The following is a 24487-nucleotide window of genomic DNA, read 5'->3' as shown; positions in this document are numbered from 1 at the left end:
GCAGCGTGCCGCCGATCGCGTTCCTCGCCGGCTGGCTCGCGAGCGCGGGCGACCTCTCGGCATCCGTCATCTGGTCGCTCGTCGCGAGCGCCGCCGTGCTCGCGCTCTCGATCGTGCAGCGCCGCAAGCCGCGAGCCGTGCTCATCGGCATGCTCGGGACCGCGCTCGCGGCGATGGTGGCGTACTACACGGGCGAGGCGCGCAACTTCTTCCTCATCCAGCTGCTCTCGAACGCCGCGAGCGCCCTCGCCTGGACCGTCTCGATCGTCATCCGCTGGCCGTTCCTCGGGCTCATCCTCGGTGCCCTCATCGGGACCGGCACGCGCTGGCGCACCGATCCGGTGCTCCTGCGGGCGTACAGCCGCGCCTCGTGGATCTGGGTGCTGCAGTACGTCATCCGCGTCGTCGTCTTCACGGTGCTGTGGTGGATGGACGAGACGACCCTGCTCGCGATCATGCGCGCGGCGCTGACCTATCCCCTCATCATCGCGTGCCTCGCCGTCTCCGGCTGGGTGCTCTTCTCGGCCATCCCGCCATCGCACCCCGGCCTCCGCAAGCCCCACGCACCGCTCCCCGACTGACGCCAGCCCGCCATTGCGGTTCGCCGCGTGCCGGCGTAAGGTCGCCCGCAAGTCAAGCGGTGCGGACCGACCAGGCGCCTTCACCAACACTTGCGATCGAGCAAGCGCCTCTGTGCCAGTCCGCACCGCTTCATCATGCCCGCGCTGCTGCCGATCCCGCGCCGCCCGTCGTCCCGCGCCGCCCCGTCGTCCTGTGCCACTGGGCCATGCTCGCCTTGCGCCACGTCGCCGTCATCGGCTTGCGCCGCATCCGTCGATGCCATACTGTGTCAATCACTTAATACAGTAAGACAAGCGGGGGTCCCATGCAGTTCGACAGCGCTCAGCCGATCTGGCTGCAGCTCGTCGACGAGTTCTCGCGCCGCATCGCGGCCGGCGAGTGGCGAGCGGGAGCGCGCATCTCGCCGGTGCGCGAGCTCGCGAGCGAGCTGACCGTCAACCCGAACACGGTGCAGCGGGCCTTCGCCGAGCTCGAGCGCGACGGCGTCGTGCGCTCGGAGCGCACCGCGGGCCGCTTCGTCACCGACGACGCGGCGCAGATCCTGTCGCTGCGGCGACGCCTGGCCGCCGCGGCCGCCGACGACTTCGCGCGCCGATCCCTCGGGGTCGGGCTCAGCCTGAGCGACGCGCAGACCCTGCTCGCAGAGAGGTGGAACCATGACCATGACCGCACCGAGGGCTCCGTCCGAGCGGCCGGGTGACCCCGTGGAGCACGCGATCGAGATCCGTGGACTCGCCAAGTCGTACGGTGGCAAGCGCGCCCTCGACGGGCTCGACCTCACGCTGCCCTACGGACAGGTGGTGGGCCTGCTGGGCGAGAACGGCTGCGGCAAGACGACGCTGCTGAAGGTGCTCGCGGGCGTGCTCGCCGACTACGAGGGCGAGGTCTCGATCGCGGGCCGCACGCCCGGTCCGGGATCGAAGGCGCTCGTGTCGTTCCTGCCCGACGTGAGCTTCCTGCCCGACAGCGCTCGGGCGAGCTCCTGCATCGAGCTCTACGGCGACTTCTTCGACGACTTCCGCACCGAGCGCGCTCGCGAGCTCATCCGGTCGTTCGGCATCGACGAGTCGATGCGGCTGAAGGAGATGTCGAAGGGCATGCGCGAGAAGGTGCAGATCGCGCTCGCGATGGCGCGCGATGCGCGCGTCTACCTGCTCGACGAGCCGATCTCGGGCGTCGACCCCGCCGCGCGCGACGTGATCCTGCAGGGCGTGCTGCGCAACCTCTCGGAGGACTCGCTCCTGCTCGTCTCGACCCACCTCATCCATGACCTCGAGTCCATCCTCGACGGCGTCGTCATCATGCGGGAGGGCCGCGTCGTGCTCGCGGGCGAGGTCGACGACCTCCGCGCGCAGCACGGCATGTCCATCGACCAGCTCTTCCGGGAGGTCCACCGATGATCACCGTCCTGCTCAAGCACGAGGCGATCCGCACTCGCGGCCTCCTCCTCGTCATCGCCGGGCTCGCGGTCGGGCTCGGCATCATCGGCGCGCTCATGGCGCTCACCGGCTGGCCCCTGCTCGCGCAGCTCGGACTCGTCCTCGGGTTCGTCGGCGCGTGCGGGCTCGTGCCGGCGCTGCAGCTCGGCCAGGCCGTCGACTACTACCGCTCCGGCTACGGCCGCGTCGGCTACTTCACGCAGACGCTCCCGATCCGTGGCTCGCGCATGTACTGGGCGAAGCTGCTCTGGGCCGGTCTCGTGCTGCTCCTCGGGCTGGTCGCGACGCTCGCGCTCGTGCTGCTCGTGCTGCTCGCCGGGGCCGACCTGCTCGGGATCGACCGGGCCTCCCTGCTGCCGACCATGGGCGAGGCCGTCGCCGACGCCTTCGCGGTCGCACCCGCGCTGACGGTCGCCGCGCCGGTGGTCGTGGTGCTGCTCTACGGGCTCAACACGGCCATGCTGTTCTGCGCCGTCTCCGTCGGCTCCGAGCAGTGGATGCACCGACTCGGCTGGGGCGGACCGGTCGTGGTGTGGGTCGCGCTCTACACGGTGAGCCAGATCGCGATGTTCGTGCTCATCCTCGCCGTGCCGTTCGGACTCGCTGCAGACGCCTCCGGCGGCCTCGGCCTCGAGCGCGTCGACCTGCTGGGCGCGATGCTCAGCGGCGTCGAGCCCGAGATCGTGCCGATCGGATGGCTGCCAGCGCTGCTGCTGTCGATCCCCGTGCTCGTGTGGTGGACGGCACGCTCGTGGGATCGCAAGGTGTCGCTGGCGTAGGGCCAGGAGTAGCGTCGCGCGCATGGAGCTGCCGGTGCCGAGGGGCATCGCGGAGCGGGTGCGAGCCGCGATGGCCGGGACGCCGCGCGCCGCCTTCCTCCCGGGCGTCGTGCGGCACCTCGCCGACGTCGACCGGCCGGTCGGGATCGGCTGGGAGGCGACGAGCTCGCAGCCGTCCACGGTCGCGCGGATGCTCGAGCTGCTCGCGGTCGCCTCCGGTCACCGCGTGCTCGACGTCGGTGCGGGCTCCGGCTGGACGACGGGCATCCTCGAGGCGCTCGGCGCCGACGTAGCGGGTGTCGAGCTCGTGCCGCAGCTCGTCGAGGTCGCGAACGCGAACCTCGCCGCGCTCGGCCGCCGGGCCCGCGTGCGGCTCGCGACCCCGCACGTCCTCGGGCTGCCCGACGATGCGCCCTTCGACCGCATCCTCGTCTCCGCCGACCTCGGGCGCCTGCCCGATGCGCTCGTCGCGCAGCTCGCCGACGGCGGCCGGATGGTCGCGCCGGTCGCCGGGAGGATGACGGTCGTCGACGTGCGGGGCGACCGCCGGCAGCTGCGGGAGGACAGGGGCCGGTACGCCTTCGTGCCGCTGCGGGAGTGACGCAGCCCGGCTTCGTTAGGGTGGCGGCAACGAACCCAGGAGGCACTGTGCGCCCCAGCACCGAGGAGCTCGCGGACCGGCTCGCGCGCACGCGCGCGAGGATGCAGCGGTCGGGGCTCGACGGCCTCGTCGTCGTCGATCCGGCCAACCTCCACTACCTCACCGGCTACGACGCCTGGTCGTTCTACATGCCGCAGCTGCTGTTCGTGCCGCTCAGCGGCGAGCCGCTGCTCATCATGCGGGCGATGGACGCCGGCGGCGCGCACCGCACCGCGTCGATGCCGCGCGAGCGGATCCTCGGGTACCCCGAGTCGCTCGTCCACCAGCGCGAGGCGCACCCCTTCGACTGGGCCGCCGAACGGCTGCGCGACCACGGCTTCGCCCAGCGCGGCCGCATCGGCTTCGAGCCGGAGGCCCACTTCCTGACGGTGCGCTCCTTCCACGCGCTCGAGCGCGGCATGCCCGAGTGGCAGCTCGTCGACAGCCACGACCTCGTCAACTGGGTTCGGCTCGTGAAGAGCCCGTTCGAGCTCGACCTCATGCGGAAGGCCGGTCGCGTCGCCTCCGCCGCCATGGAGGCGGGGATCGACGCCGTGTCGAGCGGGGCGCGGCTCAACGACATCGCGGCCGCGATCCAGCACGCGCAGGCGAGCGGCGTCGAGGGCGCCGAGGGCGACTACCCCGCGATCGTGCCGATGCTGCCGACCGGCGAGTCCGCCGACACCCCGCACATGACCTTCAGCGCCCGCCGGCTCGAGACGAACGAGGCGATCTCGATCGAGCTCGCCGGCGCGCACCGCCGCTACCACGCGCCGCTCGCCCGCACCCTCTCGCTCGGGCGCCCGGAGGCCCGGCTCGCCGGGCTCGCGGAGATCACCGCCGAGGGGCTCCAGCTCGTGCTCGACGACCTGCGGCCCGGCGCCGTCGTCGCCGACGTGCACGCCGTCTGGCAGCGGCACCTCGACCAGCATTCGATCGAGAAGCCCTCCCGCCTCGGCTACTCGATCGGCATCGGCTACCCGCCCGACTGGGGCGAGCGCACCGTCTCGATCCGCGGCGACGACCTGACGGTCATCGAGCCTGGCATGTGCCTGCACATCATCGCCGGCATGTGGATGGACGGCTTCGGCTGCGAGCTGAGCGAGTCGGTCGCGATCACGGCCGACGGCGTGGAGGTGCTCACGAGCGCGCCCCGCGAGCTGATCGTGCGGGACGGCGCATGACCGCCGAGCGATCGTCGAGCGCAGCGCTCGAGCAGGCGCTCGCGCTCATCGACGAGGCGACGGTCGTGGCCGACGCGTCCTCGCTCATCCTCGCGGCGAGCGAGAATCCGGGCGGCACCGAGCTCGTCGCGGTGCGGGTGCTCGAGTCGATCGCCTCGCGCCTCGGCGGCCGCAGCCGCCGCCAGCTCGTCGCGCCCGGGCGACCCAACCTGTCGATCCGCTTCGGCCCGGATGCGACCGAGGCGACCCCGGGCGTGCTCATGCTCGGGCACAGCGACGTCGTGCCGGCCGGCGAGGGCTGGGCGGCCGACCCGTTCAACCCGCGCGTCGCCGACGGCTGGCTCACCGGCCGCGGCGCCGCCGACATGAAGGGCGGCATCGCGGCGGCGCTCCAGGCGATGGCGGCCGTGCACCGAGCCATGCCGGACGCACCGCTCGAGCTGCTCGTGACGGTCGACGAGGAGGACCTCGCGACCGGCATCGAGGCGCACCTCGCGGCGACCGACCCCGCCGCGATCTACCGCGCCTGCATCGTCGCCGAGCCGACCGACATGGCGGTCGTGATCGCGTGCCGGGGCGCGGCGAACCTGCAGGTCGAGGTCTCGGGCCGCGCGGCGCACGCCGGGCGCCCGGAGGACGGCGCGAGCGCCATCACGACCGCGGCCCGCATCATCGACTGGGTGGCCGACGACCACGCGCGGATGCGCGCCGGCGCGAGCGGGCTGCTCGGCTCGGCGACGTGGAACGTCGGGCGCGTCGAGGGCGGCCACGGCACCTCGATCGTGCCGGACCGATGCACGCTGCTCATCGACCGGCGCCTCATGCCCGGCGAGACGGGCTCGGAGGCGCTCGCGCAGCTCGAGGCTGGCATCGCCGACGCGCTCGGGTCCGACGGCTGCACCGCCGATGCGACGCTGCTGATGGAGATGCCCGGCTTCGAGACCGCACCGACGCACCCGCTCGTCGCGACGGCCGTCGAGGCCCTCGTGGCGGAGGGCGTTCCCGCTCCCGTCGAGGCCTGGACCGCCGCGTGCGAGGGCGGCTTCATCGCGCGCCACCACGGCTGCCCGACCGTGATCGTCGGACCCGGCGACATCACCGGACAGGCCCACCAGCCCGACGAGCGCGTGCGCATCGCCGACCTCGGCGCCGCCGCTCGCGCGTACACTCGCATGCTCGTCCACCTGCACCACTGACCGAACGACCCACTGCCCCGACGCACGATCCACCCCATCCGGAAAGGGATACGGCCATGACCGAGCAGACAGCACCTGCGCACCGCGAGAGCGGACCGCCGCCCATCACCCGAGAGATCGACCTCTCCCCCATCCAGCGCAAGACCGTCCGCAAGTCCGTGATGGGCGCGATGGCCGGCAACGCGATCGAGTGGTTCGACTACGGCATCTACGGCTACCTCGCCGTGCACCTGTCGACGCAGATCTTCGGCGGCTCCGAGAACGCGATCCTCTGGACGCTCTTCGGCTTCGCCGTCTCGTTCCTCGTGCGTCCGCTCGGCGGCGCCATCCTTGGCCCGCTCGGCGACCGCATCGGGCGCCAGAAGGTGCTCGTCTTCACCATCATGATGATCTCGGTCGCGACCGCCGCGATCGGCCTGCTGCCGACCTTCGAGCAGGTCGGCTGGCTCGCGCCCGTGCTGCTGTTCCTGCTGCGCATCGTGCAGGGCTTCTCGGCCGGCGGCGAGTACGCCGGCGCTGCCGTCTACATGGCGGAGCACGCGCCCGACGACCGGCGCGGATTCTGGGGCTCGTTCCTCGAGTTCGGCACGCTGCTCGGCTTCTCGCTCGCTGCCATCCTCGTCACGGCGCTCGAGTTCATCGTCGGCACCGAGGGCATGGAGGCCGGCTGGTGGCGCCTGCCGTTCCTGCTCACCCTCCCGCTCGGCCTCATCGCCCTCGCGATGCGGGCGCGGCTGCACGAGTCGGCGGTCTTCGAGGAGGCGAAGGAGCAGGACACGCGCACGAGCGCCTGGCAGACCCTGCGCGACCTCGTGACGCAGCAGCCGAAGCAGCTGCTGAAGATCATGGGCATCACGATCCTCATCAACACGGCGTTCTACCTCGTCCTCACCTACATGCCGACGTTCCTGCAGACGTCGCTCGACATGGACGGCACGCAGGCGGGGCTCATGCTCGTCGGCGTGCAGCTCGTGATGATGGCGGTGATCATCCCCATGGGGGCGCTCACCGACCGGATCGGCAGGCGGCCGCTGCTGCTCACCGCGGCGATCGGCTTCACGCTCTTCTCGGTGCCCGCGATCATGCTGCTCAACACCGGGAACATCGTGCTGCAGGTGCTGGGACTTGCGATCTTCGGGCTCTTCCTCGTCATGCTGCTGTGCAACATCTCGGCGTCGCTGCCCGCGCTCTTCCCGACGACGGTGCGCTACGCGGGCTTCGCGCTCGGCTACAACGTCGCGACGTCGCTGCTCGGCGGCCCCGCGGGCCTCATCAACGAGGCGCTCATCCAGGAGACCGGCTCCACGCTCGTGCCCGGCTTCTACATGATGGCCGCCGGCATCGTGGGCCTGCTCGCGATCCTCACGTTCAACGAGACGGCGGGGCGGAGCCTGCGCGGCGACATCGTGCCGGGCGACGACGACCAGGACCGGCTCGCGATCGGCGAGGACCTCATCGGCAAGGTCGCGAAGGACCGGTGAGACCGCTGTGAATCCCGTCGGTGGGGTACCGATCGCGTACCCCACCGACATAGCGTGAGGGCATGAGAGCACTCACATGGCAGGGCAAGCGCAGCGTCAAGGTCGAGGACGTCAAGGACCCGGTGATCCTGGAGCCGACGGATGCGGTGATCCGCGTCACGTCGACCGCCATCTGCGGCTCCGACCTCCACCTCTACGAGCTCTTCGCCCCCTTCCTCGAGAAGGGCGACATCCTCGGCCATGAGCCGATGGGCATCGTCGAGGAGGTCGGCTCCGCCGTCTCGACCCTCCAGCCCGGCGATCGCGTCGTCATCCCCTTCGTCATCGCGTGCGGCGAGTGCTTCATGTGCTCGCGCGGGCTCAACACGCAGTGCGAGACGACCCAGAACCGCGACCAGGGCACCGGCGCGGCCCTCTACGGCTACACCTCGCTCTACGGCGGCATCCCCGGCGGCCAGGCCGAGCGGATGCGCGTGCCGCTCGCCGACTTCAACGCGACGAAGGTGGGCGACAGCCTCCCCGACGACCGCTACCTCTTCCTGAGCGACATCCTGCCGACCGCCTGGCAGGGCGTCGCCTACGCGGGCCTGCAGCCGGGCGACACGCTCGGCGTCATGGGCCTCGGCCCCGTCGGCCAGTTCGCCGCCCGCATCGGCCGCCACCTCGGCCACCGGGTGATCGCGGTCGAGCCGGTGCCCGAGCGGCGCGCGATGGCGGAGCGCTACGGCGTCGAGACGCTCGACATGGACAACGCCACGGAGGCGCTCAAGGACCTCACCGAGGGACGCGGCCCCGACGCGATCGTCGACGCCGTCGGCATGGAGGCGCATGGCGCACCCGGAGCAGCGACGATGCAGCAGCTCGTCGGCGCGCTCCCGGACATGCTGTCGAAGCCGATGATGAAGCATGCCGGCCTCGACCGACTGAGCGCCCTGCACACCGCCTTCGACGCGGTGCGCCGAGGCGGCACCGTCTCGCTCAGCGGCGTCTACGTCGGCTCAGCCGACCCGATGCCGATGATGACGCTCTTCGACAAGCAGATCACGCTGCGGATGGGCCAGTGCAACGTGCAGTCGTGGCGCGACACGCTGCTGCCGATCGTCGAGGACCCCGCCGACCCGCTCGGCACCGCAGACCTCACGACCCACCGCGTGCCGCTCGAGCAGGCGCCGGAGATGTACGAGATCTTCCAGAAGAAGGAGGACGAGTGCATCAAGGTGGTGCTCGAACCCTGATGCAGGAACGGCCCCGGGGTGGAGCCCGGGGCCGATCGTGCGCGAGGGGGGACTTGAACCCCCACGTCCTTACGAACACTGGCACCTGAAGCCAGCGCGTCTGCCAATTCCGCCACTCGCGCGAGACCCGGCTGGAACCGGGCAACTCGACGAGAATATCAGGTTCCTAGGCTCGGCAGGTACGCTGACGGCGGCAAAGGACGGTGATCAGACGCGTGGGATTCCTCGATTCGATCGAGCGTGGGCTCGAGAAGGCCGTCAACGGCGCCTTCGCGAAGACCTTCCGCTCGGGCGTCGAGCCGGTCGAGATCGCGAGCGCCCTCAAGCGCGAGCTCGACACGAACGCCTCCGTCGTCTCGCGCGATCGCATCCTCGTGCCCAACCGCCTCACCGTCCGCCTCGCGCCCGCCGACTTCGAGCGGCTGCGCCGCCTCGGCGAGGCGCTGCTCGACGAGCTCACCGGCACCGTGCAGGCGCACGCCCGCGCCTCCGGCTACTCGTTCGCCGGCGCGATCGACCTCGGGCTCGAGCCCGACGAGGGCAAGTCGACCGGCATGCTCGAGATCGTCTCCGACACCGAGGCGGGCGAGGTGGTCTGGACCGCCGTCGTCGATATCAAGGGCAAGCGCCATGCGCTGCGCACGGGCCGCACCGTCATCGGCCGCGGCTCGGACGCCGACATCACGCTCGACGACGCGGGCGCATCCCGCAAGCACGTCGAGATCGTCTGGGACGGCACGCGCGCGCAGGTGAGCGATCTCGGCTCCACGAACGGCACGACCCTGAACGGGCGCGCGCTGCGGAGCGCGCTGCTCGAGCCCGACTCGATCATCGACATCGGCGCCACCCGCATCGTCTACCGCGTGCTGGCGCAGCCGAAGGGACGAGCGTGACCGATCTGACCCTCATCATCCTCAGGATCGGGTTCCTCGCCCTCCTCTGGCTGTTCATCTTCATCGTGCTCTACTCGCTGCGCAGCGACCTCTTCGGGCCCCGCCTCACGCCGCTGCAGCGCGTCGCGGTGCAGAGCCAGCGCTCACGCGAGGCCGCATCGGCCGCGCCGGCAGCCTCCGCGCCGGCCGCCGCAGAGGCGCCGACCACCGTGACCCAGCGGGCGACCTCGTCGTCCGCGACCGACGCCGGCGTCGGTCCTCGGCGCATCGTCATCACCTCCGGGCCGCGATCGGGCCTCGAGCTCGACCTCCCCGAGACGGGGCTCTCGATCGGTCGCTCGAGCGGGTCGGGGCTGCAGATCAAGGACGACTACACCTCGAGCGCGCACGCGAAGGTCGTGCGCTGGCGCGACCAGTGGATGGTGCAGGACCTCGGATCGACGAACGGCACGTACGTCGACGGCAGGCGCATCACCGAGGCGACGCCCGTGCGGGTCGGCAGCTCGGTGCGGATCGGGACGACGACGTTCGAGCTGAGGCGCTGAGCTTGAGCGCACCGCTCGCCGCCGCGATCAGCCACGTCGGCCGGATCCGCACGGAGAACCAGGACTCCGGCTACGCCGGCAAGCACCTGTACTTCGTCGCGGACGGCATGGGCGGGCACGCGGGCGGCGACGTCGCGAGCGCGATCGTGACTCGCCGGGCGCGCGAGGCCGATCGCGAGTACGCGAGCGCGCAAGAGGCGGCCGAGGCCCTCGCGGTCGCGCTGCGCGAGGGCAACGACGCCCTGCAGCAGGCGATGGTCGAGCACCCCGAGCTCTCGGGCATGGGCACCACGGGATCGGCGATCGTGCGGGTCGGCGACCGCATGGGCATGGCCCACATCGGCGACAGCCGCGTCTACCGCTACCGGGTCGGCGCGCTCGAGCAGATCTCGACCGACCACACCTTCGTGCAGAAGCTCGTCGACGCCGGCCGCATCACGCGCGAGGAGGCCGAGCACCACCCGCGCCGCAACGTCGTCATGCGCGTGCTCGGCAACGTCGAGACCGACCCCGAGATCGACACCGCCGTGCACGAGACGCTGCCCGGCGACCGCTGGCTCGTGTGCTCGGACGGCCTGTCGAGCTACGTCGACGAGGAGCGCATCCGCGCCATCCTCGAGCAGGGGCTCGACACCCCGTCGACGGTGCAGCGGCTCGTCAACGAGGCGCTCTCGCGCGGCGCCCCCGACAACGTCACGGTCGTGCTGTGCGACATCGACGAGCGCCGCGGGTCGTCGATCGAGCCGACGACGGTCGGCTCGGCCGCCGCTCCGATCTCGTTCGAGGCGATCGAGCCCGAGCGCACGTCGGTCACCCTCTCCCAGCTGCTGCTGCACCCGCGGCAGTCGCGGCAGCAGCCCGCGTTCGAGCACTTCGAGCCCGAGAGCGAGGAGTTCCTGCAGGAGCTGCTCGCGGAGCAGCGCCGCATGCGACGCAACCGCCGCATCATCTGGAGCGTGGGCGCCTCGCTCGCCGTCATCGGCATCGCCATCCTGTCCGTGCTCTTCTACACGTACACGCAGGACCGCTACTTCGTGGGCGTCAACGACGCGGGCAACGTCGCGATCTACCAAGGCATCCAGCAGCAGATCGGTCCGCTCGTGCTCGCCGCGCAGGTCGAGGAGACCGACATCGCGGTCGAGGAGCTGACGCCCTTCAACCGCCGCAGCGTCGAGCAGACGATCTCCGCCGGATCGCTCGCCGACGCGCAGGCCATCATCGAGCGATTGGAGCGATCGCCATGATGCAGCAGACGACCCCGAGCGACCGGACCGCTCCGAGCGCCCTGCAGACGGGCATCGTGCAGCTGCGCGACGTCACCGAGGCGATCAAGGTGCGCATCCGCAACCCCGCGAAGCTGCGAAACCTCGAGCTCTTCCTGCTCGTGATCGCGTGGGTGATCGCGGGCGGCGCGATGGTGCTCGTGCAGCTCGGCGCGCTCCAGCGCGTCGACCTCTTCCCGCTGCAGCTCGCGGCGGGCCTCGGCGCGCTCACGCTCGCGCTGCACATCGTGCTCCGCGTCGTCGCCCGCGAGGCCGACGCGATCATCCTGCCGGTGGTCACGGTGCTCAACGGCCTCGGCATCGCGATGATCTACCGCATCGACATCGCCGAGGGCGTCACCGGCTGGGATGCCGCGTCGATGCGGCAGATCGTCTGGACCGGGCTCGCGATCGTCGTCGCCATCCTCACGATCGTCGTGGTGCGCAACCACCGCGTGCTCGCGCGCTACCGGTTCCTCGCGATGGCGGTCGCCGTCATCCTGCTGCTGCTGCCGCTCGTGCCCGGCATCGGCCGCACGATCAACGGCGCGACGGTCTGGATCGGCATCGGCAGCCTCGTCTCGCTGCAGCCCGGCGAGCTCGCGAAGATCGCGCTCGCCATCTTCTTCGCCGGCTACCTCATGACCGCGCGCGACTCGCTCTCGGTCGTGGGCAAGCGATTCCTCGGCCTGCGCTTCCCGCGCGTGCGCGACCTCGGGCCCATCCTCATCGTCTGGGCCGTCTGCATGCTCGTGCTCGTGTTCCAGCGCGACCTCGGCACCTCGCTGCTGTACTTCGGCCTCTTCCTCGTGATGATCTACGTCGCGACGGGCCGCCGCTCGTGGATGGTGATCGGTGCGGGCCTCGTGGCGCTCGGCGGCATCGCCGCGTACTTCCTGCTCGGCTACGTGCAGCGGCGCATCCACGCGTGGACGCACGCGTTCGACCAGGACGTCTACGAGGCGCAGGGCGGCTCGTTCCAGATCGTGCAGGGCGTGTTCGGCATGGCGCACGGCGGACTGCTCGGCACCGGGCTCGGGCTCGGCAGGCCCGACATCACGCCCTACGCCAACAGCGACTACATCATCCCGTCGCTCGGCGAGGAGCTCGGCCTCGCCGGCATCTTCGCGATCCTCGCGCTCTACCTCGTGCTCGTCTCGCGCGGCGTGCGGATCGGCTTCCAGGGGCCCGACGACTTCACGAAGCTGCTCGCGGTCGGGCTCGCGTTCGCGATCGGCCTGCAGGTGTTCATCGTCGTGGGCGGCGTCACGCGGCTCATCCCGCTCACGGGCCTGACGACGCCGTTCCTCGCCGCCGGCGGCTCGTCGCTGCTCGCCAACTGGCTCATCGTCGCGCTGCTGCTGCGGCTCAGCGACTCGGTGCGCGGAAGGGGGACCGCATGACCGGCCCAGACCGCGAGCAGAGCATGCGCCGGCCCATCCGCCGGGTCAGCACGCTGCTGCTCGTCATGTTCGTCGGCCTCTTCGGCTCGTCGACGCTCATCCAGGCGGTGCAGGCCGACGGCCTGCACGACGACGCCCGCAACACCCGCACCCTCTACGACTCCTTCGCCGTCGAGCGGGGGTCGATCGTCGTGGACGGCGTGCAGGTGGCCCTCTCGACGCCGTCGGACGACGAGTACGAGTGGCAGCGCCAGTACCCGATGGGCGCGCTCTACGCGCCGATCACGGGCTACAACACGCTCGGCCAGGGCAACACGGGCATCGAGGGCGCGATGAACGACGAGCTGACGGGCAGCGCCAACAGCCAGCTCGTCGACCAGATCCTCGCGACCCTCACGGGGCAGGATCCCGTCGGCGCGTCGGTCGAGCTGACGATCTCGAGCGCCGCGCAGCAGGCGGCGGCGGATGCGCTCGGCACGCGCGAGGGCGCGGTCGTCGCGCTCGACACCGAGACGGGCGACGTGCTCGCGATGTACTCGAGCCCCACGTTCGACCCGAACGCGTTCGCCCTGCACAACACCGCGGCGGTCACCGAGACGTACAACCAGCTGATCGCCGACCCCAACCAGCCGCTCCAGAACCGCACGATCGCGGGCGACCTCTACTACCCGGGCTCGGTCTTCAAGGTGCTCGTGCTCGCCGCCGCACTCGAGTCGGGCCGGTTCGACCTCGACTCCGAGTTCCCCAACCCCGAGACGATCACGCTCACCGGCTCGACGGCCGAGGTGCGCAACGCATCCCGCTCCACGTGCGGGCCGGGCGAGACGGTGACGCTCGAGACCGCGCTCATCCTGTCGTGCAACGTGCAGTTCGCGATGCTCGGCGAGCAGCTCGGCGAGGACGCGATCGCGGAGCAGGCCGCGGCGTTCGGCTACGGCCAGCAGCTCGAGATCCCGCTCTCGGTGACGCCGAGCAGCTACCCGACCGGGCTCGAGCCGTCGCAGGTGCAGCTGACCTCGTTCGGCCAGTTCGACGTGCGCGTCACGCCGCTGCAGATCGCGATGACGACCGCAGCGATCGCGAACGACGGCACGATGATGCAGCCGAACATGATCGACCGGGTGCTCGCACCCAACCTCGACGTGCTCGACGACCCGGAGCCGACCATCCTCGGCAACCCCGTCTCGTCGGCCACCGCGGCGGAGATCCGCAGTGCCATGGAGCTCGGCGTCAGCGAGGGACTCGCGTCGAACGCGCAGATCCCCGGCGTGACCGTGGGCGGCAAGACGGGCACCGCCGAGACCGGAGAGAACAACGAGCCCTTCAACCTGTGGTTCACGGGATACGGAGAGCTGAACGATCGGAGCGTGGCGGTGGCTGTCGTCGTCGTGCCAAGTGAGAACATCGTCGGTGATACTTCGAACAGGATCGCCGCGCCCATCGGGAGAGCAGTGATCGAGGCGGTGCTGAACTCATGAGACCATCCAGCGGACTCACCTTCGGTGGGCGATACCAGCTCGCGAGCCGGATCGCCATCGGCGGCATGGGCGAGGTGTGGCAGGCGACCGATCAGGTGATCGGGCGCACGGTCGCGCTCAAGATCCTCAAGGACGAGTACATGGGGGACCCCGGGTTCCTCGAGCGCTTCCGCGCCGAGGCCCGGCATGCCGCGCTCGTCAACCACGAGGGCATCGCCAACGTGTTCGACTACGGCGAGGAGGAGGGCAGCGCCTTCCTCGTGATGGAGCTCGTCCCCGGCGAGCCGCTCAGCGCCATCCTCGACCGCGACCGCACGCTGTCGGCCGACAAGGTGCTCGACATCGTCGCGCAGACCTCCGCCGCGCTGCACGCCGCGCACCAGGCGGGGCTCGTCCACCGCGACATCAAGCCCGGCAACCTGCTCATCACGCCAGAGGGCCGCGTCAAGATCACCGACTTCGGCATCGCGCGGATCGCCGACCAGGTGCCGCTCACCGCGACCGGCCAGGTGATGGGCACGGTGCAGTACCTCTCGCCCGAGCAGGCCTCCGGGCAGCAGGCCGCGCCGGCGACCGACATCTACTCGCTCGGCATCGTCGCGTACGAGGCCCTCGCGGGACGTCGGCCGTTCACGGGCGAGTCGCAGGTCGCGATCGCGATGGCGCACATCAACGACGCGCCGCCGGACCTGCCGGGCACCGTGCCGGAGCCCGTGCGCAACCTCGTGCTCTCGTGCATCGCCAAGACGCCCGCCGACCGGCCGACCTCGGCCGCGCACCTCTCGCGCGCCGCCACGATGCTCCGCCGCGGCGACATCGCCGGCGCTGCCGCGATCGTGCCGGGCATCGCCTCGACCGACTCGTTCGCGACGATCGACTCCCCCACCCAGGCGGCGACGCGCGTCATCACGACGCAGTCGAGCCCAGCGACGGCGGCGCTGCCCGTGACGCGCACGACGACGACGCAGCTCGACCGCGAGCGGCGGCGCCCGAACCCGTGGATCTGGCCGGTCGTGATCCTCGCCGTGCTGCTCGTCGCGGCCGGCGTCGCGATCGCGCTCATGCTCATCAACGGCAACCAGACCCCCGCCGCGCCGACCGAGACCTCGCAGCAGCCGACCGAGAGCACCTCGGCGATGGTCAGCATCGACGAGAGCACCTTCCTCGGCATGGACGAGGCCGAGTTCCGCAGCGCCATCGAGGACCTCGACCTCGTCCCCGCCGTGCAGACGGGCGACCCCGCGACGAACCCCGACGACGTCGGCACGGTCTACGCCGTGAACCCCGTCGGCCAGGTCGCGGAGGGATCGACCGTCACCGGCACGATCTACGGGCCCGAGGCCGAGATCACCGACCCGACCACCGCGCCGCGGCTCGCCGACGGCTCGGACCCGGCGGCGCTCACCGCGGGAGCGGGGACGTCGGTCGTCTGGGATGCCGCGAGCTGCCCCGCCGGCTACACGCTGGGCGGCACGGGCGTCGCCGCCTACACCGCGACGGTGGTGTGGCCCGACGGCCGCACCGAGGCCTTCGACTCGGGCACCGCGCAGCTCGACTTCACGAGCGTGCCGGCCGGTCAGACCACGGTGTCGTACGCCTACCGGTGCACGGTCCCCGACGGTGCGACGCTCACGAGCGGCGTCTCTCCCGTGCTCGTCATGACGGCCGCGGCGCCGGAGACGCCCGACCCGGAGCCGACGCCGGAGCCGACCGAGGCCGACCCGACGCCGACCCCGACGCCGACCGAGGCGCCCTGATCAGGGCGTTGCCGTAGAATCGACCGATCCCCGCGCGAGCGAGGCCCCCGGGCCGCGCAGAGAGGAGCAGCGGATGACCGACAGCATCATCGCGTCGCTGCGCACCCTCGGCGACCGCTACGAGATCGGCGACCTCATCGGCCAGGGCGGCATGGCGCAGGTCCACCGAGCGCGAGACACGCGGCTCGACCGGCAGGTCGCCGTCAAGCTCCTCAAGCCCGAGCTCTCGCTCGACCCCGAGTTCCGCACCCGGTTCCGCCAGGAGGCGCAGTCGGCGGCACGGATGTCGCATCCCACGGTCGTGCGCGTGTTCGACGCCGGCGAGGAGCCTGCGGTCGGCCCCGACGGCGAGCCCGCCGCCGTGCCGTACATCGTGATGGAGTACGTCGACGGCCGGATGGTGCAGGACATCATCGCGGAGGGACCGCTCTCGGAGGCCGAGGCGGTGCGCATCACGAAGGGCATCCTGACGGCCCTCGAGTACTCGCACCGCGCGGGCATCGTGCACCGCGACATCAAGCCCGGCAACGTGATGGTGACGCCCGGCGGCCAGATCAAGGTGATGGACTTCGGCATCGCGCGAGCGGTGAGCGAGACGAGCGCCAACGTCGCCCAGACCGGCATGATCCTCGGCACCGCGCAGTACTTCTCGCCCGAGCAGGCGCGCGGCGAGACCGTCGACGCGCGCACCGACCTCTACTCGACCGGCGTCATCCTCTTCGAGCTGCTCACCGGTCGCGCGCCCTTCGCCGCCGACACCGCCGTCGGCGTCGCGTACCAGCACGTCGCCGAGGAGCCCCCGGTCCCCTCGAGCATCACGCCCGGCATCACGCCCGAGATGGACTCCATCGTCGCGAAGGCGCTCGAGAAGAAGCGCGACGACCGCTTCCAGTCGGCGAGCGACTTCAAGGAGGCGCTCGACGACGCGCTCGCCGGCGTGCTCGTGCCCTTCGAGCGCACCGAGACGGCACCGCTCGACATCGGCGCCGCGACGACCATGTTCGCGGCGCTCGCCGCCGACGACGCCGAGCCCGAGACCGAGCAGCCGGTGCAGCGCACGCGCCGCCCGCAGCTCGCGTGGCTGTGGGCGGCGATCGCGCTCATCGCCGTGCTCGTCGTGGGCGCGGTCGTGTGGGCGGTCAGCCTCGGCGGCAGCCTGCCGATCGCGGGCCTGTCGACGGTCGTCCCGACCGTGGCGGGACTGCAGGAGGACGAGGCGGTCGCCGCGATCGAAGAGGCGAGCCTCACCCCCGAGGTGCGGCGCGTCATCGACGAGGCGGATGCGGGGACCGTGCTGCGCTCGGAGCCCGACGCGGGCATCACCGTCTCGCCCGGTGCGGTCGTGGCGCTCGTCATCTCGAACGGCCCGCCGCCCGCGCCGCTCATGCCCGTCACCAACCTGAGCGAGGCCCAGGCGCGGCAGGCGCTCGAGTCCTCGGGCTTCGTCATCGGCTCGGTGACGCGCGAGAACTCCGCGACCGTCGCGCAGGACCTCGTGCTCAGGACCGACCCGAGCGCCGGCACCGACGTCGCGCGCGGCGCCACGATCAACCTCGTGCTCTCCTCCGGCCTCGTCGAGGTGCCGAACGTGCTCGAGCGGCCGATCGCGGCCGCGGCGGAGGAGCTCACCGCGCTCGGCCTCGTCGTCGACCGCCGCTTCACCACCCGCTGCATCGGCGGCGACGTCGTCGAGCAGTCGCTCACCCCCGGCGCGCACCCGCAGGGCAGCACCATCACCCTGCTCTACTGCAACGGCCAGCCGCGGCCCGCGCCGAGGCCGCCTGCGCCCGTCACCCCGACGACGCCGCCCGAGCAGCCGGCACCGCCCGCGCCGCCCGCGCCGCCCGAGCAGCCCGGCCCGACCGATCCCGGTGAGGGCGAGGACGAGGGCTGATCCTCGTCGAGCCGCGGCTCAGGCCACGTGGTCGGGCGGCGACGCGAGCGTGACGAGCGGCGCGCGACCGGCCGCGAGCCGCGCGGCGCCGTCGAGGCCCGCCGCCTCGAGCCAGTTGCCCAGCATGCGGTAGCCGCCCTCGGTGAGCACCGATTCGGGGTGGAACTGCACGCCCCACACGGCGGCGTCCCGATGCTCGAGCGCCATGATGACCCCGCCGGGACCGGTCGTGCGCGCGGTCACCCGCAGCGCATCCGGCACCGTGCCGTCGACGACGGCGAGCGAGTGGTACCGGGTGGCGGTGAGCGGGCTCGGCAGCCCGTGGAAGATGGTCGAGTCGTCGTGCTCGACGAGGCTCGTCTTGCCGTGCATGAGCTCGGGGGCGTGCGTCACGACGCCGCCGAGCGCCTCGGCGATCGCCTGGTGGCCGAGGCACACGCCCAGCAGCGGCGTGCCGCGGTCGATGGCGGCGTGCACCATGGGGATGGAGACGCCGGCGTCGACGGGCGCGCCCGGTCCCGGCGAGAGCAGCACCGCATCCCAATCGCCGATCGTGCGCGCGTCGACCTCGTCGTTGCGCACGACCTCGACCTCGGCACCGAGCTCCTGGAGGTAGCCGGCGAGGGTGTAGACGAAGCTGTCGAAGTTGTCGACGACGAGGACGCGGGTCATGGGGCTCACTCGATCCGGGGGTCGGGGGTCGGGAAGTAGGTCTGCATCACCCACGGGTAGCCGTAGAAGATGAGCAGGAGTGCGACGGCTGCCACGAGGGCGAGCGCGATCAGGAGCCGCAGCGGCCACGGGCCGGGCAGCGACCGCCAGAGCGCGGCGTACATCAGGCGGCTCCGAGCGCGTCGGCGAGCTCGCGCGGCATGCCGTCGGCGGCGCTCTGCCAGCCGACGAGGGTCGCGTAGGCGACGAGCCGCCCGGCTGCCGACCACTCGGGGTTGCAGGTCGTGAGGGTGAGGTACCGGCCGTCGGCCGGCACGCTCGGCTGCTGCGGCACGGCCGCCACGACCCCGACCGCGGTGGGCGGCACGTACTCGTGGTTGCGGAACTCGTAGACGTACCAGGCGCTCGCCGTCTGCACGGTGATCCGGTCGCCCACCCGCATCTCGTCGAGGTGGGTGAAGGGCCCGCCCTGCCCGTTGCGGTGCCCGGCGACCGCGAAGTTGCCGAGCTCGCCCGGCTGCGCGGCGCCGCTGTAGTGCGCGAGGCCCTGTTCGAGCGAGTCGAGCACATCGCGGCCGGTGCCCTCGCCGATCACGCGCTGGAACTGCCCGAGCCGCGGGATGTGCATGACGGCGAACGACTCGCCCTCGGCGACGGCCGTCTCGACCGGCGGCTCATCGGTGCGCAGCTCGACGCCCGCCGTGGGCGCTGGCTCCATGGGCCCCAGCTGTGCGGCGAACACGCGCGCGGCCTGCTGCTGCTCGCCGCCGAGCACCGCATCCGAGAGCCAGATCTGCCACCCGGCGTAGCCGAGCGCGAGCACGCCCGCGGTCAGCAGGAGCTCGCCGAGCACGCTCGCCACGGTGGCGCGACGCGCGGGGCGTCGCCGGTCCGCGCGGTGCTGCCTGGCCACGGGGACAATCCTAGGCGTCGACTGCATTAGCATGGGTTGCCATGAGCCCTCGTGAGAAGTCCGTCGACAAGCCCTCGGCTGCGAAGCCGAAGGCGGCGCGATCGCCGCACGACGAGCAGCGGAACCCGGCGTGGTTCAAGCCCGTCATGTTCGGCTTCATGCTCGTCGGCTTCCTCTGGGTGATCGTCTACTACATCTCGGGCACGAAGTTCCCGGTGGAGGCGCTCGGCTCGTGGAACATCGTCGTCGGCTTCGGCGTGATGTTCATCGGCTTCATCATGACCACGCGCTGGAAGTAGCGAACTACACGGGTGTAGTTCTCCACACCTGTGGAGAGAACTGTGGACAACTCGCAGCGCTAGAGCAGCGTCGCCACGCGCGCTGCGAACAGCGCCCCGACGACGAGGGCCACGCCCCCGACGACGAGCCATGCCGCTGTCGTCGGCTTCGCGCGCCGCATCCGCCGATCGGCGAGGCCGATCCCGAAGCCGAGCGCGAGCCCGATCGCGAGCCCACCCACGTGCGCGGGCCACGAGATGCCGCCCACCGCGAAGGTGATCACGAGGTTGATGCCGACGATGATGAGCAGCGACGGCTGCACTCGGCCGACCATGCGCTGCATGCCGATGAGCATGCCGAACAGCGCGTAGATGCCTCCCGAGGCGCCGACGACGCCCGAGAGCGGTGTGAACCACGACACCGCGACCGCCGCTCCGGCGACGCTCACGAGGTAGGCGGCGAGGAACGGCAGCCGGCCGATGCGCTCCTCGATGGCCGGCCCCGTCATCCACAGCACGAGCATGTTGAACGCGAAGTGCAGCACCCCGGCGTGCACGAGCGCGTAGGTGACGAAGCGCCACGGCTCGGCGAGCGAGTACGGCAGGAAGAACAGCAGCGACGACGAGAGGTCGCCGGGCAGGATCTGCAGCACGCCGACGAGCGCCGTCACCGCGAAGATCGCGATCGTGACGGGCGCGGGCTGCGCGAGCCACTGCCGCGCGCGTCGCCCGACGGCCGTGCGGGGCGCCCCGCTCGCTCGTCGGGAGGCGCGCTGGAGCGACTGCTGCTCGGTGCGCAGCTCTCGCACGCACTCCGGGCAGCGCACGCCGACCGGCGCCTGCTGCTGGCACTCACCGCAGATGGTGCGCCCGCACCGCTGGCACAGCACCCAGCTCTGGCGGCCCGGGTGCCGGTAGCAGCGATCGGCTGGCGGTGCGGCGCTCACCTGGGCGTCAGGCCTGCGCGATCTCGATGGTCTCGATGACGACGTCCTCGAGCGGCCGGTCGCGGCCGTCGGTCGGCACCGCCTGGATCGCGTCGACGACGCGCTGCGACGCCTCGTCCTCGACGAGGCCGAAGACGGTGTGCTTGCCCTGCAGCCACGGGGTGGCGACGGTCGTGATGAAGAACTGCGAGCCGTTCGTGCCGCGGCCCGCGACCTTGCCGGCGTTCGCCATCGCGAGCACGTACGGCGCGCTGAAGCCGAGGTCGGGGTGGATCTCGTCGTCGAACTGGTAGCCGGGGCCGCCGACGCCCTGGCCGAGCGGGTCGCCGCCCTGGATCATGAAGTCGGGGATGATGCGGTGGAAGACGACGCCGTCGTAGAGCGGCGCGGTCGACTTCTCGCCGGTGGCGGGGTGCGTCCACTCGCGAGCGCCGGTGGCGAGCTCGACGAAGTTCTGCACGGTCTTGGGGGCGTGGTCGCCGAGCAGGTTGACCTTGATCTCGCCGAGATTCGTGCGGATGGTCGCGACAGCGGTGTGATGAGCCATGTCCCGATCCTCCCACAGCGCGGCCGCCGGGATGCGGCCGGAGCCTCCAGGTTCGACGACAGCGAAACCGCGAAGCACTGCGTGACGCACCCAGGAAAACCTGCAAGGATGACGGCCAGGCTTCGACCACGGAAGGACAACATGTCGCTCGAACTCACGCGCAAGCGCGCGAAGGAGATCAAGAAGCTCCGCAAGCAGGCCGACAAGCTCTGGGCTGAGCAGCGCGTCGTCAGCCAGCACGCCGCCAAGGTGGCGCGCGAGGCGCGCGACCAGGCTCGCGCCTACGGCACCGAGTCCCTCATCCCCGCTGCCGAGCACTACGTGCACCGCGGCGTCGACGCAGGCCGCGACGGCCTCTCCAAGGCCGCCAAGGGCTGGAACGCCGGTGTCGTGCCCGCGCTCGCATCGGGCCTCGGCTCGATCGCCGCGATGGCGCAGATCGCCAAGGACGACCGCGTCAAGCACGCGATCGACAACGTGCGCCGCTACGCGACCGTGCCCGACTTCGCACCCGCGACGCCGGTCAAGAGCGGCCCGAACGCTTGGCAGTGGCTGCTGATCGGCGTCGGCTCCGTCGCCGTCATCAGCGCCGGCTACGCCGCGTGGCAGACGCTCCGCGCCGACGACGACCTGTGGATCCCCGACGCCGAGGACTCCGCGATCGACGCGCCGCCGCGACCGGCCGACCAGCCGACCGGCGGCATCGCCGACGGTCCCGAGGCCGGCTCGCCGCAGGCCTGACCCTCCGACTCGAAGGGGCCCCCGCCGATCGGCGCGGGCCCCTTCGTCGTCTGCGGCCGCTGCTCAGCCGAGGCTGGCGCCGATCACCACGAGGATGCCGCCGCCGAGCAGGAGCCCGCCCGCGAGCAGGAAGGCGCGCATCCGTCGCTCGGGATCGCGGCCGGCGCGCATCGTGCGCACGGCGTCGAAGCCGCTCACGAGGCAGCTGGCGACCATGATGGACAGGCCGAGGACGACGAGCGGATGCATCAGCGCAGCGGAGATCCGGCGTCGTGCAGGTGGCTCAGCGCCCAGTCGACCGCGTGCACGTGCCGAAGCTGCGGGACGGAGGCGATCGGGTGCCACGCGACGTCGTCGGTCGTGCCGTCGAGCTCGACCGCGAGCTCGCCGCCGGTGATCTCGGCGCGGTAGAGGATGCGCAGCGCCTGCATCGCGTCGCCCTGCTGGCTCGTCGGCAGCACGGCCGAGTCGACCCCGAGCAGGCTCGTGAGCCGCACGTCGTAGCCGGTCTCCTCCTTGACCTCGCGCACAGCGCCGTCGGCCGGGTGCTCACCCGCCTCGACGCCGCCGCCGGGCAGGGTCCAGCCGCTCATGCCGCCCTCGTTCCAGTGCGGCAGCAGGATCTCGCGCTCGTCGCCGTCACCCCTGGTGATCAGGGCGTAGGCGGCCACTCGCATGCGCATTCGGCCATCCTACGTCGGTCAGCCTGCGGCCGGTCCCCGGTCCCCCGACTCGGCGGACCGAGCGGACTCGGCGGCCTGCCGGGCGGCCTCGCGGTCCGCTCCCCGCCAGCCCGGCGCATCCGGTCCGGGTGCCGAGTCGGACGCGTGCGCCGTGGGCTCGATCGCCTGGGTCGGCACGAGCTCGCCGACGCCCTCGCCGGGCGCCGTCTGCTCGACGGTGAGCTGGAAGTCGTCGCCGTGCTCGGTCACGCCCGCGACCACGGCCTGCTCGACGGCGGCGTAGGCGTACGCGCGCCGCACGACCACCGGATCCTGCGAGAGGTCCTTCGTGAGCGCGATCGCGAGGCCGATCATCACCACGACGAACGGCAGCGCGGCCACGATCGTGACCTGCTGCAGGCCCGTGAGCGCATCCTCGCCGCCGATGAGGAGCATGATCGCCGCGACGGCACCTGTGGCGATGCCCCAGAAGACGACGGTGCGGCGTGAGGGGCTGAGCGAGCCGCGGTGCGAGAGCGTTCCCATGACGATCGAGGCGGCGTCGGCGCCGGAGACGAAGAAGATCGCCACGAGCACCATGACGACGACCGACATGATCTGCGCGAGCGGCAGCTCGGCGAGCGCGGTGAAGAGCGTGGCCTCGGGCGTGCCCGAGCTGCCGAGATCGATGCCGGCGCGCTCGAGGTCGATGCCGAGCCCGCCGAAGATCGCGAACCACACGAGCGACACGAGCGTCGGCGCGACGAGCACGCCCGTCACGAACTGGCGGACGGTGCGACCGCGCGAGATGCGGGCGATGAACATGCCGACGAACGGCGTCCAGCTCACCCACCACGCCCAGTAGAAGATCGTCCAGCCCGAGAGCCAGCTCGCGACGACCTCGCCGCCGGCCGCCTCGGTGCGCGCCGACATGACGGCGAGCTGCTCGAAGTACGCGCCGATGGTGGTCGGCAGCAGGTTGAGGATGAAGATCGTCGGTCCGACGACGAAGACGAACAGCGCGAGCAGGCCCGCGAGCACCATGTTGATGTTCGACAGCCACTTGATGCCGCGGGAGATGCCCGAGACGGCAGAGACGACGAACGCGGCGGTGAGCACCGCGATGATCGCGACGAGCACCCCGTTGCCGAGGTCGCCGAGCCCCGTGACGATCTCGAGCCCGGAGCCGATCTGCAGCGCGCCGAGGCCGAGCGACGTCGCCGAGCCGAAGAGCGTGGCGAAGATCGCGAAGATGTCGATCGCCCGGCCGACGGGGCCCTCGACGGTGCGCTTGCCGAGAAGCGACGTGAACGCCGCCGAGATCGTGAGCGCGCGCCGCTTGCGGAACACGCTGTAGGCGAGCGCGAGGCCGACCACCGCGTAGATCGCCCACGGGTGCAGCGACCAGTGGAACATCGTCGTGGCCATGGCCGTGCGGATGGCCTCCGACTCGTCGCCGCCGCCCGTCCCGGGAGGGGGCGTGACGAGATGGCTGACCGGCTCGGTCACGCCGAAGAAGACGAGGCCGATACCCATGCCGGCCGAGAACATCATCGCGATCCACGAGACGGTGCTGAACTCGGGGTCCTCGCCGTCGTCGCCGAGCGGGATGCTGCCGAAGCGGCTCGCGGCGATCCAGACGACGAAGATCACGAAGCCGGTCGCGGCGAGCGCGAAGAGCCAGCCGGTGTTGTGGACGACCCAGCCGAGGCCCGCCGCTGAGGCGCTCGCGAGCGTCTCGGTCGAGATCGCGCCCCAGACGACGAAGGCGAGGGCCACCGCGGCCGCGATGGCGAAGACGACCTTGTCGAGCGGGAAGCCCGCGGCGTCCTTGGCGGGTGCGGGCGGCACGTCGAGCGCAGGGTGGAGCGGCTTCGCTCGGCGGGGCAGTCCCCGGAAGGGCTTCTCCGGGCGCCTGCCCTCGTTCGTCGTCTCGCTCATCGCTCCCCGTCACTCGTA

At 71.6% G+C, this 24487-nt stretch carries 26 protein-coding genes and 1 tRNA gene; 18 read left to right on the top strand and 9 right to left on the bottom strand.

Annotated elements, in window-relative coordinates; translation table 11 throughout:
- From ABD106_RS09275 to ABD106_RS09235, 9 genes are all read left to right on the top strand, one after another.
- Positions 1 to 581, top strand: a 581-nt coding sequence (locus tag ABD106_RS09275; RefSeq protein WP_343919649.1) for a DUF3159 domain-containing protein, incomplete at its 5' end; no start/stop codon positions are given.
- A gap of 305 nt (positions 582 to 886) precedes the next feature.
- Positions 887 to 1282, top strand: a complete 396-nt coding sequence (locus ABD106_RS09270; RefSeq protein WP_343919647.1) for a GntR family transcriptional regulator — start codon at positions 887 to 889, stop codon at positions 1280 to 1282.
- Positions 1239 to 1982 (top strand): ABC transporter ATP-binding protein, encoded by a 744-nt coding sequence (locus ABD106_RS09265; protein WP_343919645.1) that lies wholly within the window; start codon positions 1239 to 1241, stop codon positions 1980 to 1982. Before ABD106_RS09270 ends, ABD106_RS09265 begins: the two co-directional genes overlap by 44 nt.
- Positions 1979 to 2800 (top strand): hypothetical protein, encoded by an 822-nt coding sequence (locus ABD106_RS09260; RefSeq protein WP_343919643.1) that lies wholly within the window; start codon positions 1979 to 1981, stop codon positions 2798 to 2800. Before ABD106_RS09265 ends, ABD106_RS09260 begins: the two co-directional genes overlap by 4 nt.
- 22 nt (positions 2801 to 2822) lie before the next feature.
- On the top strand, positions 2823 to 3401 hold the full coding sequence (locus ABD106_RS09255; RefSeq protein WP_343919641.1) for a protein-L-isoaspartate O-methyltransferase family protein: 579 nt from the start codon (positions 2823 to 2825) through the stop codon (positions 3399 to 3401).
- Positions 3402 to 3448: 47 nt separating this feature from the next.
- Positions 3449 to 4624, top strand: a complete 1176-nt coding sequence (locus ABD106_RS09250) for a M24 family metallopeptidase (protein ID WP_343919639.1) — start codon at positions 3449 to 3451, stop codon at positions 4622 to 4624.
- Positions 4621 to 5820 (top strand): M20 family metallopeptidase, encoded by a 1200-nt coding sequence (locus ABD106_RS09245; protein ID WP_343919637.1) that lies wholly within the window; start codon positions 4621 to 4623, stop codon positions 5818 to 5820. The genes ABD106_RS09250 and ABD106_RS09245 overlap by 4 nt, the downstream gene beginning before the upstream one ends.
- A 56-nt stretch (positions 5821 to 5876) precedes the next feature.
- Entirely contained in the window at positions 5877 to 7301 is a 1425-nt protein-coding gene (locus ABD106_RS09240; RefSeq protein ID WP_343919635.1) for an MFS transporter, read from the top strand.
- Positions 7302 to 7363: 62 nt separating this feature from the next.
- A complete protein-coding gene (locus tag ABD106_RS09235; protein WP_343919633.1) occupies positions 7364 to 8536 on the top strand; it encodes a zinc-dependent alcohol dehydrogenase in 1173 nt (390 codons plus the stop codon).
- Between the two features lie 38 nt (positions 8537 to 8574).
- Here ABD106_RS09235 and ABD106_RS09230 read toward each other — a convergent pair.
- Positions 8575 to 8658, bottom strand: a tRNA-Leu gene (locus tag ABD106_RS09230).
- A gap of 93 nt (positions 8659 to 8751) precedes the next feature.
- On the opposite strand from ABD106_RS09230, the gene ABD106_RS09225 reads away from it, so the two are divergent.
- The 7 genes from ABD106_RS09225 to pknB all read left to right on the top strand — a co-directional run bounded on the left by ABD106_RS09225 (position 8752) and on the right by pknB (position 17768).
- Positions 8752 to 9429 (top strand): FHA domain-containing protein, encoded by a 678-nt coding sequence (locus ABD106_RS09225; RefSeq protein ID WP_343919631.1) that lies wholly within the window; start codon positions 8752 to 8754, stop codon positions 9427 to 9429.
- Positions 9426 to 9974, top strand: a complete 549-nt coding sequence (locus ABD106_RS09220; RefSeq protein WP_343919629.1) for an FHA domain-containing protein FhaB/FipA — start codon at positions 9426 to 9428, stop codon at positions 9972 to 9974. The genes ABD106_RS09225 and ABD106_RS09220 overlap by 4 nt, the downstream gene beginning before the upstream one ends.
- 2 nt (positions 9975 to 9976) lie before the next feature.
- Positions 9977 to 11218 carry a PP2C family protein-serine/threonine phosphatase gene (locus tag ABD106_RS09215; protein WP_343919627.1) on the top strand — a complete coding sequence of 414 codons (1242 nt, stop codon included), beginning with the start codon at positions 9977 to 9979 and terminating at the stop codon, positions 11216 to 11218.
- Complete coding sequence (locus tag ABD106_RS09210) at positions 11218 to 12639, top strand: FtsW/RodA/SpoVE family cell cycle protein (protein WP_425545751.1); 1422 nt, start codon at positions 11218 to 11220, stop codon at positions 12637 to 12639. Before ABD106_RS09215 ends, ABD106_RS09210 begins: the two co-directional genes overlap by 1 nt.
- Entirely contained in the window at positions 12636 to 14117 is a 1482-nt protein-coding gene (locus ABD106_RS09205; protein WP_343919623.1) for a peptidoglycan D,D-transpeptidase FtsI family protein, read from the top strand. The genes ABD106_RS09210 and ABD106_RS09205 overlap by 4 nt, the downstream gene beginning before the upstream one ends.
- A complete protein-coding gene (locus ABD106_RS09200; RefSeq protein WP_343919621.1) occupies positions 14114 to 15874 on the top strand; it encodes a protein kinase domain-containing protein in 1761 nt (586 codons plus the stop codon). Before ABD106_RS09205 ends, ABD106_RS09200 begins: the two co-directional genes overlap by 4 nt.
- Before the next feature lie 73 nt (positions 15875 to 15947).
- Positions 15948 to 17768, top strand: a complete 1821-nt coding sequence (pknB, locus tag ABD106_RS09195) for a Stk1 family PASTA domain-containing Ser/Thr kinase (protein WP_343919619.1) — start codon at positions 15948 to 15950, stop codon at positions 17766 to 17768.
- An 18-nt stretch (positions 17769 to 17786) separates the two neighbouring features.
- On the opposite strand, the gene ABD106_RS09190 is transcribed toward pknB, so the two are convergent.
- The 3 genes from ABD106_RS09190 to ABD106_RS09180 are packed head-to-tail and all read right to left on the bottom strand — an operon-like array spanning position 17787 to position 19353.
- Complete coding sequence (locus ABD106_RS09190) at positions 17787 to 18440, bottom strand: anthranilate synthase component II (RefSeq protein ID WP_343919617.1); 654 nt, start codon at positions 18438 to 18440, stop codon at positions 17787 to 17789.
- A gap of 5 nt (positions 18441 to 18445) precedes the next feature.
- Positions 18446 to 18604: a hypothetical protein gene (locus ABD106_RS09185; protein ID WP_343919615.1), complete on the bottom strand. Its 159-nt coding sequence runs from the start codon at positions 18602 to 18604 to the stop codon at positions 18446 to 18448.
- The gene (locus ABD106_RS09180; protein WP_343919613.1) at positions 18604 to 19353 is read right to left on the bottom strand and encodes a class E sortase; all 750 of its coding nucleotides are present in this window, start codon (positions 19351 to 19353) and stop codon (positions 18604 to 18606) included. Before ABD106_RS09180 ends, ABD106_RS09185 begins: the two co-directional genes overlap by 1 nt.
- A gap of 41 nt (positions 19354 to 19394) precedes the next feature.
- Between ABD106_RS09180 and ABD106_RS09175 the strand changes: the two genes are divergently transcribed.
- Positions 19395 to 19652 (top strand): cell division protein CrgA, encoded by a 258-nt coding sequence (locus ABD106_RS09175; RefSeq protein ID WP_343919611.1) that lies wholly within the window; start codon positions 19395 to 19397, stop codon positions 19650 to 19652.
- Positions 19653 to 19711: 59 nt separating this feature from the next.
- On the opposite strand, the gene ABD106_RS09170 is transcribed toward ABD106_RS09175, so the two are convergent.
- Positions 19712 to 20440, bottom strand: a complete 729-nt coding sequence (locus ABD106_RS09170) for a rhomboid family intramembrane serine protease (protein WP_343919609.1) — start codon at positions 20438 to 20440, stop codon at positions 19712 to 19714.
- Positions 20441 to 20585: 145 nt separating this feature from the next.
- On the bottom strand, positions 20586 to 21125 hold the full coding sequence (locus tag ABD106_RS09165) for a peptidylprolyl isomerase (RefSeq protein ID WP_343919607.1): 540 nt from the start codon (positions 21123 to 21125) through the stop codon (positions 20586 to 20588).
- A gap of 141 nt (positions 21126 to 21266) precedes the next feature.
- Here ABD106_RS09165 and ABD106_RS09160 point away from each other — a divergent pair, with 141 nt between their 5' ends.
- Positions 21267 to 21866, top strand: coding sequence for a hypothetical protein (locus ABD106_RS09160; RefSeq protein WP_343919605.1), 600 nt, complete (start codon positions 21267 to 21269; stop codon positions 21864 to 21866).
- A 63-nt stretch (positions 21867 to 21929) separates the two neighbouring features.
- Here ABD106_RS09160 and ABD106_RS09155 read toward each other — a convergent pair whose 3' ends face one another.
- Genes ABD106_RS09155 through ABD106_RS09145 form a run of 3 tightly spaced genes read right to left on the bottom strand, consistent with a single transcriptional unit; the run spans position 21930 to position 24469 of the window.
- The gene (locus tag ABD106_RS09155) at positions 21930 to 22115 is read right to left on the bottom strand and encodes a hypothetical protein (protein WP_343919603.1); all 186 of its coding nucleotides are present in this window, start codon (positions 22113 to 22115) and stop codon (positions 21930 to 21932) included.
- Positions 22115 to 22549: an NUDIX hydrolase gene (locus ABD106_RS09150; protein ID WP_343919601.1), complete on the bottom strand. Its 435-nt coding sequence runs from the start codon at positions 22547 to 22549 to the stop codon at positions 22115 to 22117. Before ABD106_RS09150 ends, ABD106_RS09155 begins: the two co-directional genes overlap by 1 nt.
- 18 nt (positions 22550 to 22567) lie before the next feature.
- Entirely contained in the window at positions 22568 to 24469 is a 1902-nt protein-coding gene (locus ABD106_RS09145) for a BCCT family transporter (protein WP_343919599.1), read from the bottom strand.
- Positions 24470 to 24487 lie beyond the last annotated feature (18 nt).

The organism is Agrococcus citreus, assembly GCF_039527715.1.
Classification (GTDB): domain Bacteria; phylum Actinomycetota; class Actinomycetes; order Actinomycetales; family Microbacteriaceae; genus Agrococcus; species Agrococcus citreus.
This window is presented reverse-complemented; position numbering and strand designations above follow the sequence as displayed.